The organism is Pontibacter sp. H249 (assembly GCF_037892465.1).
Taxonomy (GTDB): domain Bacteria; phylum Bacteroidota; class Bacteroidia; order Cytophagales; family Hymenobacteraceae; genus Pontibacter.
Window position 1 is genome coordinate 500,907 of the sequence record NZ_JBBKTR010000002.1, and the last position, 13,228, is coordinate 514,134.

The 13,228-nt window shown below is 44.6% G+C and carries 13 protein-coding genes; 11 read left to right on the forward strand and 2 right to left on the reverse strand.

What is annotated here, in order from left to right; translation table 11 throughout:
- Positions 1–105: 105 nt before the first annotated feature.
- From WG943_RS04590 to uvrA, 11 genes are all read left to right on the forward strand, one after another.
- Complete coding sequence (locus WG943_RS04590) at positions 106–279, forward strand: hypothetical protein (RefSeq protein WP_340407059.1); 174 nt, start codon at positions 106–108, stop codon at positions 277–279.
- A 687-nt stretch (positions 280–966) separates the two neighbouring features.
- Positions 967–1,257, forward strand: a complete 291-nt coding sequence (locus tag WG943_RS04595; RefSeq protein WP_340407060.1) for a hypothetical protein — start codon at positions 967–969, stop codon at positions 1,255–1,257.
- Positions 1,258–1,329: 72 nt separating this feature from the next.
- Positions 1,330–1,575, forward strand: a complete 246-nt coding sequence (locus WG943_RS04600) for a hypothetical protein (protein WP_340407062.1) — start codon at positions 1,330–1,332, stop codon at positions 1,573–1,575.
- 13 nt (positions 1,576–1,588) lie between these two features.
- Complete coding sequence (locus tag WG943_RS04605; RefSeq protein ID WP_340407064.1) at positions 1,589–2,254, forward strand: hypothetical protein; 666 nt, start codon at positions 1,589–1,591, stop codon at positions 2,252–2,254.
- A 321-nt stretch (positions 2,255–2,575) separates the two neighbouring features.
- Positions 2,576–2,764, forward strand: coding sequence for a hypothetical protein (locus WG943_RS04610; protein ID WP_340407066.1), 189 nt, complete (start codon positions 2,576–2,578; stop codon positions 2,762–2,764).
- 150 nt (positions 2,765–2,914) lie between these two features.
- Positions 2,915–3,790: an AraC family transcriptional regulator gene (locus WG943_RS04615; protein WP_340407068.1), complete on the forward strand. Its 876-nt coding sequence runs from the start codon at positions 2,915–2,917 to the stop codon at positions 3,788–3,790.
- A gap of 110 nt (positions 3,791–3,900) precedes the next feature.
- A complete protein-coding gene (locus tag WG943_RS04620; RefSeq protein WP_340407069.1) occupies positions 3,901–5,013 on the forward strand; it encodes a family 16 glycoside hydrolase in 1,113 nt (370 codons plus the stop codon).
- Between the two features lie 145 nt (positions 5,014–5,158).
- Entirely contained in the window at positions 5,159–7,900 is a 2,742-nt protein-coding gene (locus WG943_RS04625) for a T9SS type B sorting domain-containing protein (RefSeq protein ID WP_340407070.1), read from the forward strand.
- A gap of 146 nt (positions 7,901–8,046) precedes the next feature.
- Positions 8,047–8,436: a YidH family protein gene (locus WG943_RS04630; protein ID WP_340407071.1), complete on the forward strand. Its 390-nt coding sequence runs from the start codon at positions 8,047–8,049 to the stop codon at positions 8,434–8,436.
- A gap of 72 nt (positions 8,437–8,508) precedes the next feature.
- The gene (locus WG943_RS04635; RefSeq protein WP_340407073.1) at positions 8,509–8,892 is read left to right on the forward strand and encodes a YidH family protein; all 384 of its coding nucleotides are present in this window, start codon (positions 8,509–8,511) and stop codon (positions 8,890–8,892) included.
- A gap of 130 nt (positions 8,893–9,022) precedes the next feature.
- On the forward strand, positions 9,023–11,929 hold the full coding sequence (uvrA, locus tag WG943_RS04640; RefSeq protein WP_340407074.1) for an excinuclease ABC subunit UvrA: 2,907 nt from the start codon (positions 9,023–9,025) through the stop codon (positions 11,927–11,929).
- A gap of 59 nt (positions 11,930–11,988) precedes the next feature.
- Here the strand turns inward: uvrA and WG943_RS04645 are convergent, their stop codons facing one another.
- On the reverse strand, positions 11,989–12,552 hold the full coding sequence (locus WG943_RS04645) for a DUF4142 domain-containing protein (RefSeq protein ID WP_340407075.1): 564 nt from the start codon (positions 12,550–12,552) through the stop codon (positions 11,989–11,991).
- Between the two features lie 91 nt (positions 12,553–12,643).
- Positions 12,644–13,222, reverse strand: coding sequence for a DUF4142 domain-containing protein (locus WG943_RS04650; protein ID WP_340407076.1), 579 nt, complete (start codon positions 13,220–13,222; stop codon positions 12,644–12,646).
- Positions 13,223–13,228 lie beyond the last annotated feature (6 nt).

Sequence of the window (13,228 nt, forward strand, 5' to 3'; positions counted from 1 at the left end):
TGTAGAAGAATTGCTACGCTTCTAGATGTTACTTTAAATGCAATCTTTCTTTTTTTCAGATTTGCCAGCATATGAAATTTAACTATATCCAACCTAAACCTTATTATGAAACAAGTTTATTTTAAATTACTGTCAGTACTGATGGTGGTAGCACTCCTTTCCTGTGAGAAGGAAAGCGAATTTATAAAACCAAATTACAGTGAGCAGGGCCTATCTGTTCATGAGGCAAGGCTATACTTTGAATCAGCTATTCCCAGCCAGCATACAACAGTTAACTAAGAAAACCGACAACAAGAGCGAAGCAGATCGCCTAAATCACCAGAATGGAACAGGGCTTATTACAAGCAATTACCTAACGGTCGGGTGGTAGTAGTACCACTTGATCTTTTAAATCAAGTAGCTTACAAGTTAGACAATGGAAGATATGAACCCTTGACTGGCAAAGTCTTCATGCTGCTGTACAAAGATGCAGCCGATTCAATTCGAATAGAAGTTGTAACCAGAATGCCAGACTCCGAGCATTTATACTCTGTAGAAAAAGATAAAAAATTCTCCGGAACCGTCTTAGTGGAAGACTGGCAAGGAAACCTGTTAAAAAGGTTTGAGATAAGTAAAGATAAAGTCAGTTAGGTATCTCCTCTTTCGCCTTCTGGTAAAGCCCAGACAGAGCAGGAGAAACTTAGTGGCACAGCAACCAATTCAGTATGGTGCCAGACTAGGACGTGGCAAGTCTGTGCATATGCTGCTTCAAACCCAGAAAATCGGTATTGCTATACAGAGAGTGAGAGTTATTGCTGGGGCAGTTGAGATGAGGGCAGTTCTGGAGGCTCCGACACCGATGAAAGTCACTACTGGGATGAAGGTAGCGGTGGCGGTAATTCTGGCTCACAGCCAGAGCCAACACCGACTGAGACCTTTGTTGCCTTAATCAATGACTCCAATTTAGCGCCATGCATGCAACCAATCATGAGTGATATTAAAAATCTGACGCAGGGTGTCGGGCAGATTATAATTAAATTTGCAGGTAGTACGCCAGGTTACAATTGTGAGGTAAAGAATGGAGTTATTAATAATCAATATACTAATGCATTTACTAACTCCAATTATGACCGCTTGAACGGAATAGTAACCACAACCTTTGATTCAAACGAATTTATTAATTCTAGCGATATATCTGTTGTGAGAACGATACTTCATGAGTCTGTCCATGCTTATTTAGTAGCGTATTTTAGTACTGACCCTCTTAGTTTTAACTAAACCTATGCTCAGTTAGTACAAGATTGGAATTCTCAAAAAAGGTCAGATTTAAATTCGATACAACATGATGAAATGGTTAGAAGTTTTGTTAATGATATTGCTCTAGCCCTACAAGAATATGGACAGTTAAACAACTATAATCTTTCAGCTCAATTTTATCAAGATCTCGCATGGGGAGGTTTAGAAGGCACGAGTGCCTTTAAAAACTTATCTTGGAGTGATAGAAATAGAATCTCAAATACTATACTAATAGAAATAAGTGGGAAAGATGCCTCTGGCCAAGCTCAGACACCCAAAGGTCAGCTTTCTGGATGCTAAATAGATATAATTTATGTGGAAAATAATATTACTTACAGTACTAACCTTTTTAGTCAGCGCGGCACATGGCCAACATAAGCTGTCTGGCAAATATAGTGCTATGCTGTCACATTCAGGTGCTACCACCACTTTAGTGTTTGTAGGTTCTAGCTTTACTTTTGTTGAAGACAATGGCATGACACAGTTGTTAGGTAGCGGTAAATTTGCTGTTAAGAAAGATAGCTTGTTCTTAACCTACCATGAAGTCGCAGCCAACGACTCTTCGAGATACACTATAGAATTTGCAGATGAAAAGTATCCGGCTACAACTGCTGCAGTAACTGTTAATGTTTTTGAAAAAGCTACAAAAAAACCATTTGGCCATGCATATGTAACAGCAAAAAATGATACGGGTAGTCCTGTTATCACTACAATTGCTGATGCCACTGGTCAAGGGAACTTTATTCTTTATCCAAATCAACATATAAGCATCTTAGATATTGGAGCAGTAGGTTACTATAGTGCGACAATACCATTTGTTAAGCTTTTAGGCAAGGCAGCAACTATTAATGTGTATTTAGAACCTGCCTCAAAAATTTATGTACCGGCAAAAACTGATGCCTACAGAATCTTGAGCTATAATGGCAAGCGTTTGGTACTTCAGTTAGGGGATGAGAAAATTGTTTTTTTAAAGCAATAAATATTTAAAGCTATAGCTATAAAAATTACTGATGTACTATCAAGGTGTTAAAATGTGAATTTTGTAGTGCCTGATGCACTCTCTGACTTAACCACTAAAGATAGAGCAAGGATATTGAACTTAATTATTGACTTGTAGAAAGAGTTATTGATAGATAAATTAAACATTAAATAAATGCCCCCCTTTACCAGAAAACTTTTACTTGTATCCACGGTAATTATAGTTTTATTTATATTATTCACTACTTATACATTTTGGCTTAGCCCAGAGGCGAGAGAAGGAAAAGCTAATAGAGAGAAAATACAGCGAGTAAAAGTTGGTATGACCAAAGATGAACTCATCCTTATTATGGGTCCTCCAAAGTCTGTAATTGCTCCAGTAGATTGGAAAAATGGAGCGCAGAAAGAGGGACAAGTATTTATATACCAGGCTCCTCCCCTTGCATCTGATAACCTGACTTTCTATTTAGATGCTGATAGCATCGTTAAAAGTATAAGCTATGGTGATTAACATTGTTTATTACATAGCATTGTTGGAATTTCAGTTTTAAAACAGCCTATTAGAGAAAACGTTTTTTATACATACACTAAAGCCCGCTGCCTTGGTAGCGGGCTTTTGCTTTTATACTATATTTGCTAATGCTGTTTAAAGTATAAAACCATGCCCAAGCAAAACATCCTGCACTTCGACTTTCTGCGGAACAAGTATGGGCCGGAGCTGCTGCTGGATGTGGGGCGGATGGAGTCGCTCCAGAACTTTATACTTTCGGACACGCCGCACGTGCTTTCGTTTTACGACATCATGTTCCTGGAGCGCGGCAGCGGCACTTTTAACCTGGATAGTGTGGCTTACACTTTGGAGCCGGGGTGTATTGTGTTTACCTCGCCGGGGCAGGTTCGGCAGTGGCATGCAGAAGGCGAAGTATCTGGTTATACTTTGTTTTTTGAGGAAGGCTTTATCACCACCTTTTTCAACGACCCGCTTTTCCTGAGCCGCTTCCAGTTCTTTAACAATGCAGGCAAACCATCTGGTATACTTGCCCCTGCAGCAGATTTCCGGCAGTACCTGCAAAGTATAAAAGCCATTGTGCAGGAGTTTAAAGGGCTGCAAAACGATAGCCCACACATGTTGCGTGCTTTGCTTTACCAGCTGTTGATTAGCCTGCACCGCCTTTATGCTCAGCAGCACAGCACCCACGCCGACACTGAGGGCAACCACACCGTTTATACTTTCCGGAAGCTACTGGAGCAGCATTACCAGCAAAAGCACCAGGTACAGGAATATGCTGAACTTTTGCATACAACACCAGCAAACCTCAACAGCATTACCCAACGCTACTTTGGAGCTACGGCCTCAACGTTGATTAAAAACCGCCTGTTACTAGAAGCAAAGCGGCAGCTGCTGTATACTTCTAAAACCGTTGCTGAGATTGCCTACAGCCTTAATTTCTCCGACACTGCCAATTTTAACCGCTTCTTCCGCACTCAAGTGGGAGTATCGCCTAAGATCTACCGCAGCAGCCAGGTTATAAATTGACCATAACAACCTACGAAACGACCTGTTGCCAAGCCATATTTTAGCAGACCTTTGTAGTGTGCAGTTACAAGTATAAACTGCTATTACAGCACTAGTACAAAGTATAAACTATGAAAAAGCTATTTATTTTCGTGTGGAGCATGGCCATCAGCGCGGCAGCGCTGGCCAGCGAAGGAGAATTTTCATTTAACTCCGGTAATTGGGCATCGGATGGGGAGAAGGTTAAAGTAGAGAAGCACCTGGGGCAGGAAAGCCTGCACCTGCAGCGCGGACACCTGCTTTACAAGGAGGCTGAAATGCAGGACGGCATACTGGAGGTAGACGTTGCCCCCGACCCAGCACGTGGCATGGCCGGCATTATCTTCCGGCACGATGGCAAAAACAACTACGAGGAGATCTACATCCGGCAAGGCAAGTCGGGGCAGCCAGACGCGCTGCAGTATACCCCTGTTTTTAACGGCAGCAGTTCGTGGCAGCTGTATGCAGAGCACCAGGCAAGGCAGGTATTTAAACCCGGCGAGTGGATACACCTTAAAATAGTGGTGCAAGGCGCTATGGCAAAAGTATACTTAGACCACTCCGATACTCCTGCTATGGTGATCCCAAACCTGCGCCTGGGCAGCAAGGGCGGCAAGTTCGGCCTCTGGACCCTAAATGGAGCATATTTCAGCAACTTCAACTTTACTCCATTAGATCCGGCCACAGCCCCTACCAAAACAGCTTCCACCGATGTACCGGCTAATATCATCAATAAGTGGCAGGTGTCGCAGCCGTTTCTGGTAAAGGATGTGCAAACTGAAGTATGGCCTAACCAGCAACAGCTGAAGTGGGAAACTCTTTCCACTGACGCGCAAGGTCTTCTGAACATTGCTCAGTTCCGCAGCAAGCAAGAAGCGGAGGCTTTCGAGAGCAATACTGACGACATGGTATGGGTAAAGCTGGAAATAAATTCAGATAAGGCCCAGACAAAGAAGTTATACTTTGAGTACAGCAACAAAGCGCACGTGCTCGTAAACGGCCATCCTGTATACTTCGGCGACAATAGCTTCAGGGCTAAAAACAATTTGTACCGAGGCGAGATAGACAAAAGCCTCCGCACCAATGCTGTTTATCTGCCGCTCAAAAAAGGGCAGAATACAGTACTCGTAGCCTTAGCATCCAGAGCAAATGGATGGGGCATTATGGCACGGCTAGAGGATGCAAAAGGAGTAAGTATAAAATAACTATCTAAATAAACTTAATGCATAGCCTTTGCCGGAGCGGTAAAGGCTATTCTCTTTCACTAAAAAACTATTTTCCACTCCCTAGCCATCATGTATTTATACCTATATTTACATCATCCTGGATAATACAGCTTAATCTAAAATTATGGCGCTTGGGTATCGACTTACAGTCTGCTGCAAATGGTCTTTTCTTATACTTCTGATCACCTTTTTGCTCCAGGTGCCAGCGCAGGCGCAGAAGGAAAACAACGTTTGGTATTTCGGCAATGGAGCAGGCCTTGATTTTAATTCCGGAACTCCTAAAGTGCTTACCGATGGTGCCTTTGATGCTTTTGAAGGTACAGCCTCCGTAGCCGATGCCTCTGGCAAGCTTCTCTTCTACTCTGACGGCGCAAGTGTTTGGAACAGGCAGCATCAGATCATGGCAAATGGCACTGGGCTAATGGGGAGTCCTAATTCAGCGCAGGCTTGTATTATTATTCAGAACCCTGGTAAATCGCACATTTATTATCTTTTTACCACAGATGCCGCCGGAGGAAGTAATGGATTACGATATTCTATTATAGATATAACCCAAGCAGGTGGTTTAGGCGAAGTAACAGTAAAAAACATCCCGCTCTATGCCCCCACTTCTGAGCGACTGACGGCTACACATCATCAGAATAAGCGTGATGTATGGGTTATGTCGCAGCACTTTGGCACCAGCAACTTTAGGAGCTTTCTTATTACTGAAGATGGAGTGGGCATAAGCACAAGAGTTACAAACGAACTAGACAACAAATTCTTTCCTGTATCATTAGATCCATTTAGTGGGATGAGCTGCATGAAGTTTTCGCCGAATAGCAAATGGTTAGCCGCTACGCATCGAAACACAAATACGGTACGGCTGTTTCCTTTCAATTCTGAAGATTCGGGACTAAATATTTACCCGTTGCACGGATCTCCGGGTGCAATAACTTTAAACGCCTTAGAAAACCCCTATGGCGTAGAGTTCTCTCCAGACAACTCTAAACTTTATGTGAGTACTAATTCCGGCACAAGAATTTACCAGTATGACCTTACCTCTAGTAATGAGGCTACTATAAATGCATCTAAAACAATTGTTGGCCAGGCTAATCTTGATACACAACTGAATTACATAGGTGCTAGCCTACAATTAGCCCCTGATAATAAAATATATTTTGCCCGGCCTGCCAGCGCACATCTGGGAGTAATAAATGATCCCAATGCTTCGGGCTCGGCTTGCAATTATCTAGATAAGGCAATCTATTTGAACGGGAAAACCAGTGCTTTAGGACTTCCTGCCTTTGTGCAGAGCACTTTTAATTTTTCTTATGAAGTAAAGTATACTATTAACTGCTTCGGCCAACCCAGCAATTTCGCTTTTGATGCACCTGCCACTGAACAACCTGATTTTATGCAGTGGGACTTCGGTGACCCCGCCTCAGGAGCAGATAATAACGCCAGCACCCTGAGCACCAGCCACAACTTCAGCGCCCCCGGAAAATATACCGTTACCTTTACCCGCCATATAAATAATAAGATAGAAACTTACTCTATCACTTTTGAAATAAAGGCCCCACCGATAGTTAATCTAGGACCAGAACGAAAAGTTTGTCCGGGTACAGCGGTAACCTTAGATGCCACTACACCGGATGCAGTTTACAGATGGAGCAACGGCAGCACCTCTCCTACCATTACCACGTCCACACCCGGTAACTATTGGGTAGATGTTACTGTTGGCAACTGCACCACCCGCGCAGAAACTAAAATCTCGCAACTGCCTTTGCCTACTGTGAATCTGGGGCCAGGTAAAGAATTGTGTCAAGGCGATGTACTGGAACTGAGTGCTTTTAACCAAGGCGCTACCTACCGTTGGCAAGATGGCTCTACAAAATCAACTTTTAGCGTTAACCAAGCTGGAACTTATAGTGTAGAGGTAACAAGCGCCGAGGGCTGTACGGTAGCTGACGAAATCAACATAAAGTATAACGACCTACCTGTTGTAAACCTTGGCTCTGACAGAGCTATTTGTGCCAACACCACAATCACCCTGGATGCTACCCAACCCGGCATGTCCTATAAATGGCAGGATGGCTCTACGGCTCCTACTTTTACTGTACGGTCTCCCGGAACTTACGCCGTTACACTTACTAACAGCAAAGGCTGCAGTGCCACTGGCTCCGTTCACATCAGCTATTTACCACTACCTGAAATCAACCTCGGCCAAGACACCACCCTTTGTACCAATGAAACGCTTCTATTAAATGCCACCTTTCCCAATTCAACTTACGTGTGGCAGGATGGCACTAAAGGCCCGACATTTACAGTAAAGCAAAGCGGCAGATATTGGGTAGAGGTAACCAATGAGCAAGGCTGCACTGTGCGTGACGAAATCTGGGTACCTTATCTGGAGCGCCCTACTATTTTTCTAGGCAATGATACTACCCTCTGCTTCGGCGACACGTTGGAGATTGGGAAGGAATTACCAGGCGACGTTAAGTATAAATGGCAGGATGGCAGCACCAATGCAAAGTATAAAGTTACAAAACCCGGCATCTATAAATTAAGTGCCTACAACCAGCACTGCGAGGCAAACGACGAAATAATAGTGCGATTTAAAGACTGTATCGGAGGTCTGTTTATACCTAACATCATCACTCCGAACGGCGACGGCCTGAATGATGTATTTTTTATACACGGCCTGACCGAGGATAACTGGGACCTGCGCCTGTTTAACCGTTGGGGCAAAGAAGTATACCGCACTACTAACTACAGAAACGATTGGGCACCGCCTGCCGCTGCCGGCACTGGCGTATACTTTTACCACCTTACCCACCCAGCTACTGGCCGCACCTACAAAGGCTCCCTCGAAGTAGTTTTTTAGGCTTAATCCGCTTCAGTTTGGCAGACGTATACTTTACTTATGAACCTGAGAGCAATACTAAGCCGGAAAAGCTAGACCAAGTAATAAGTATCTGAGAGTACATTAACTTAAAAAAGTATAGATGCCTTCATTTTTACCTGAACACAATGCTTAATCCTGATAAAGAGAAAATCAAGAAGCTGAAAAAGAAGCTAAAGATACAGGAGAAGAAGAATGCAGAAATACGTGATCAGATGGCAACCCAGCGCACCATTTTCGCCAATGAGCGCACTTTAATGGCTTACCTGCGCACTGCCATGACTGTAACTGTAGGAGGCTTTGTAGCCATTAAATTCTCTGACGACCTGTATCTGGAAATAATTGGCAGCATTCTTATACCCTTCGGCATTGTTCTGGGCATCTATAGCTTTATAAGATACAGAAACAAACAGAGGCTAATTGAAGGTCACCACCAGAGCTACAGCCCCACCAGTCACGAACATGCTAAGGCTCACAATGCTGAAAAAAGCTATAACGATGGCGGCAACAGCATTTAATTTGCTTTGATGCAAATCTTATCTTATTCTTTTAAGCTTTCGTACAATTCATCTCTCCACAAATATCACGTTATGCTGGATCAGGAAAAAGCAGAGATAAAAAAGCTAAAGAAGAAGTTAAAGCGACAGGAGAAAAAAAATGCTGAGATTCGTGATCAGATGGCTATACAGCGTACCATTTTTGCCAACGAGCGTACTTTAATGGCGTATCTGCGTACCGCACTTGCCTTTGCCGGCGGAGGTTTTGCTGCGCTTAAACTATCGCAGCACGTGTACATGGAAGCAATGGGAGTTGTTATGATGACTATTGGAACAGCACTTACTTTGTACAGCTTTTACAGGTACTTTCAGAAGCAGCAGCTTATAAAGCGCCAGCGCGAAGACTACACACACACCAGTAAATACCACGAAGAGCTACACGAAAAGCAGGCTAGCTCCTTTGGCAATATAGATTAAGCTCCTGCTGCTACTTTAGTTAGCAAAAGGTAAACCAATTAGCTGTATTTGCTGTTAAGAGTGGTTAGGGTTTTGCTGCTGTAAAACCCTTGCATTTTTGTAAATTGCGATTTAAAACCACTTATCCTGAATGGATCTCAACCAAGAGCAACAAACTGCTTTAACAGGCACAGCAATTAACGCGCAACCTCAAAGTATAAATGGCGATGCGCAGCAGATTGAAGTATACGGTGCCCGTGAACACAATCTCAAAAACATTTCAATTAAGCTTCCGCGCTACCAGCTAGTGGTGTTTACCGGCATTAGTGGCTCGGGCAAGTCCTCGCTGGCTTTTGACACGATTTATGCCGAAGGGCAGCGCCGCTACATGGAAACTTTTTCGGCCTATGCCCGCAGCTTTATGGGTGGCCTCGAAAGACCTAATGTAGATAAGATTGAGGGGCTATCTCCGGTAATCTCTATTGAGCAGAAAACCACCAGCCGTAACCCGCGTTCTACCGTAGGTACCATCACCGAAATATATGACTTTATGCGTTTGCTATGGGCACGTACCGCAGAGGCATTTAGCTATGTAACCGGCGATAAAATGGTGCGCCAAAGCGATGACCAGATCGTAAGTCATATACTCGATAACTTTGACGGCAAGCGCATTGTAGTACTGGCACCGGTGGTAAAAGGCCGTAAGGGGCACTACCGTGAATTGTTCCAGCAGATCCGAAAAATGGGCTTTATCCGTGCCCGTGTAGATGGTGAACTTCTGGAGATTACACCAAAAATGCAGGTAGACCGCTACAAGATTCACGATATCGAGATTGTGATCGATAAGATTGTGGTGAAGGAAGAGGACCGTTTCCGTTTGTCCAGCTCTATACAAAATGCGCTGACGCACGGCAAAGGCACAACCCTTATACTTGATGTGGATGCAGATAAGACACACTTCTTCTCGCGCCACCTCATGGACCCAGCCACAGGCATTGCCTACGATGATCCAGCTCCTAACTCTTTCTCATTTAACTCGCCTTACGGTGCCTGCCCAGTATGTAATGGCCTCGGCGAGATACAGGAGATCACTGAAGAATCGGTTATACCAGATAAGGATTTAAGTATACGCCGCGGTGGTATAGCACCATTAGGTGAGTACCGCGATATCTGGATTTTTAAGCAAATAGAGGCGCTTTTCAAGTATTTTAAGGTATCGGTGTCTACGCCGATAAAAGACTTACCAGAGGATGTGCTGAAGGTGCTACTATATGGGTTGGAAGAAGACCTGGAGGTAAATACTAAAAAAGGCAGCTACATTGTAGAGTTTGAGGGCATCATCAACTTCCTGAAGAACCAGATGGAGTCTGATTCTGATAACATACGAAGCTGGGTAGAAGACTTTACACAGACCAATACCTGCCCGGAATGTAACGGCCACAGGCTTAAGAAAGAATCGCTCCACTTTAAGATAGACGGAAAGAATATTGGGGAGCTATCGGTACTGGATATTACAAAACTGGCTGCCTGGTTCGAAGGATTAGAAGACCGCCTGAGTGAACGCCAGAATGTAATTGCGCGTGAACTGCTGAAGGAGATCCGTAAACGTATTGGCTTCTTGCTGGATGTAGGCCTAGATTACCTGAGCCTGCACCGCCCTGTAAAAACACTTTCAGGCGGGGAAAGCCAGCGTATACGTTTGGCTACTCAGATTGGTACGCAGCTGGTGGGTGTGCTTTACATTATGGATGAGCCAAGTATAGGCCTGCACCAGCGCGACAATGAACGACTTATAAAAGCCCTGCAAGACCTGCGCGACTTGGGTAACTCCATTATAGTTGTAGAGCACGACAAAGACATGATCCTGCAATCGGATTACGTGGTGGATATTGGCCCGGGTGCAGGTATACATGGTGGCCAGGTAGTTACAGCCGGTACGCCGGAGCAGATGATGCAAGCTGGCACGACCACAGCCGATTTCCTGAGCAACCGCCGTGGTATTGAGATACCACGCGAGAAACGCCCCGGTAACGGTGAGAAGTTGGCACTAAAAGGAGCAACTGGCCATAACCTGAAGAACGTAACACTGGAGCTGCCGCTGGGCAAGATGGTTTGCGTAACAGGCGTTTCTGGCAGTGGTAAATCATCCCTGATACACGATACGCTGTACCCTATCCTGAATACACATTTCTTCAGGGCTAAACGCGAGCCGCTACCCTACAAAAGTATAGAAGGCCTGGAGCACCTGGATAAGGTAATTGAGGTAGACCAGTCACCGATTGGCCGTACACCACGCTCTAACCCCGCTACCTATACAGGTGTGTTTACTGATATACGTACGCTGTTTGCACAACTGCCGGAAGCCAAGATCAGGGGTTATACCCCAGGCCGTTTCTCGTTTAACGTAAAAGGTGGCCGCTGCGAAGCCTGCGAAGGAGCCGGTATGCGTACCATTGAAATGAACTTCTTGCCGGATGTATATGTGCCATGCGAAGTATGTAAAGGCAAACGCTACAACCGCGAAACGCTGGAGGTACGCTTTAAAGGCAAAAGTATAACCGATGTGCTGGATATGACCGTGGAGCAGGCTGTAGAGTTCTTCGAAAGCCAGCCACGTATCCTACGTAAAATCCAGACACTGAACGAGGTGGGCTTAGGATACATTACTCTAGGTCAGCAGGCGACAACACTATCAGGTGGTGAGGCGCAGCGAGTAAAGCTGGCAACAGAGCTTTCTAAGAAAGATACTGGCAAAACGCTATACATTTTAGATGAGCCAACTACTGGTCTTCACTTCCAGGATATTGAGCATCTGACAGAGGTACTGCATAAGCTGGCTGATAAGGGCAACAGTGTACTCATCATTGAGCATAACCTCGACCTTATAAAGATAGCAGACTGGATTATTGACATTGGGCCTGAAGGTGGCGAAGGTGGCGGTACTATTGTTGCCGCCGGCACACCTGAGGAGGTAGCCAAAGTAAAAAAAGGATATACTTCGCGCTTCCTGAAAGATGAGTTGGCAACCAGCCACTACCGGGAAAACGGAAATGCGTAAGTTATAAGCTAAGAATAAACGAAAAGGGCAGCCATAGTATAGATGGCTGCCCTTTTCGTTTATTCTACTTTATCATTCAGGCGTTCAGCTGCTTCGGTGTGTTGGCGCAACACAGGCAGCTGCCGCGAAGCATATTGCTTTACTTCCATGCTGGTGCCGTTCTCGGCAATGTCATCGTAGCGCTTCAGCAAATCTTTGTGCAGGTCCAGCATTGTCCGGATAAATTCAATATCGAAAGCAATCCCTTCTTTTTCAGATACTCGGTTATATATGTCTTGATGGTTTGACCCCAGTTCCTGTGGCAACACTATGTTTGCCTGCCTTGCCGCATCTTGCAACTCATTCCCCATTTGGGTATGTGCATGTTCTGTTCGCTGCGCAAAACTTTTAACCTCAGGGCTTACACCTTTGTTTAAGGCTACTTCGCTTAGCTGTACCTGCAGCATGTTAGCACTGGCGGCCTCTGCTGCAAATAAGGCATCGTTTTTCATGTTCTGTATACCAGCTGCCTCAAACTGCTGCATACTTTGCTCCGTTGCCTGTTCTATACTGTCGCCGGGGCCACAGGCAGTGGCCAAAAACAAAATACCAGCTGGCACCAAGCTAAGAATAAGCTTTTTCATGCGTTTTGCTTTGAAGTATAAAGCATCTGCAAGTATACCTTACAGATGCTTTAATTATATCATATTAATGTAATGCAATATAAGTATACATTTAATTTTTATCAACTACTCCTTTAAGCTGCTGTGCCCTTTCGTGGTGCTGGCGTAGCTTAGGTAGTGTAGTGTTTGCAAAGTTTTGAATCTCGGCATCTTGTATGTTATTAGAGGCATCCTCAAACAGACTGACAGCTTCTTCATGAGAACTCACCATCAGGTCCATGTAAGCTTTGTCGAAATCTGCACCAGTCTTATCGCGCAGGTTCTGCATCTGGTCCATATGATCCTGGCTCATGCTATCGGGTACCATAACGTTCTTTTGCTGCGCCAACGACATAAGCTTACTATTTGCGTCAGTATGGTCTGTTACCATCATCTGGCCATAGTTCTTCACTTCCTGGTTTTGCGCTTTCTCCTGCGCCAGTTTACCTGCTTCTACCTCTAACATGCCAGTGCTGGCTGCCTTGGTCATAAAGTCAGACTGCTCTGTCATCTGATCTTCCATCTCAGTGCCTTCGGCCATTTGCTCGTTTGTTTCCTGAGCCTCTTCTACGGCACCTTGTTGTTGGTTACAGGAAGCTACACCAAATATCAATGCAGCTAAGAAAAGCCCTGTTGATGCAATTTTTTTCATAGTTTT

What these genes read in the sequence shown, in the direction of transcription:
- WG943_RS04620 (WP_340407069.1), top strand. Translation starts at nt 3,901, where the DNA reads ATGAAAAAGCTATTTATTTTCGTGTGGAGCATGGCCATCAGCGCGGCA.
- uvrA (WP_340407074.1), top strand. Translation starts at nt 9,023, where the DNA reads ATGGATCTCAACCAAGAGCAACAAACTGCTTTAACAGGCACAGCAATT.
- WG943_RS04615 (WP_340407068.1), top strand. Translation starts at nt 2,915, where the DNA reads ATGCCCAAGCAAAACATCCTGCACTTCGACTTTCTGCGGAACAAGTAT.
- WG943_RS04630 (WP_340407071.1), top strand. Translation starts at nt 8,047, where the DNA reads ATGCTTAATCCTGATAAAGAGAAAATCAAGAAGCTGAAAAAGAAGCTA.
- WG943_RS04650 (WP_340407076.1), bottom strand. Translation starts at nt 13,222, where the DNA reads ATGAAAAAAATTGCATCAACAGGGCTTTTCTTAGCTGCATTGATATTT.
- WG943_RS04625 (WP_340407070.1), top strand. Translation starts at nt 5,159, where the DNA reads ATGGCGCTTGGGTATCGACTTACAGTCTGCTGCAAATGGTCTTTTCTT.
- WG943_RS04590 (WP_340407059.1), top strand. Translation starts at nt 106, where the DNA reads ATGAAACAAGTTTATTTTAAATTACTGTCAGTACTGATGGTGGTAGCA.
- WG943_RS04605 (WP_340407064.1), top strand. Translation starts at nt 1,589, where the DNA reads ATGTGGAAAATAATATTACTTACAGTACTAACCTTTTTAGTCAGCGCG.
- WG943_RS04610 (WP_340407066.1), top strand. Translation starts at nt 2,576, where the DNA reads ATGACCAAAGATGAACTCATCCTTATTATGGGTCCTCCAAAGTCTGTA.
- WG943_RS04600 (WP_340407062.1), top strand. Translation starts at nt 1,330, where the DNA reads ATGGTTAGAAGTTTTGTTAATGATATTGCTCTAGCCCTACAAGAATAT.
- WG943_RS04595 (WP_340407060.1), top strand. Translation starts at nt 967, where the DNA reads ATGAGTGATATTAAAAATCTGACGCAGGGTGTCGGGCAGATTATAATT.
- WG943_RS04645 (WP_340407075.1), bottom strand. Translation starts at nt 12,552, where the DNA reads ATGAAAAAGCTTATTCTTAGCTTGGTGCCAGCTGGTATTTTGTTTTTG.
- WG943_RS04635 (WP_340407073.1), top strand. Translation starts at nt 8,509, where the DNA reads ATGCTGGATCAGGAAAAAGCAGAGATAAAAAAGCTAAAGAAGAAGTTA.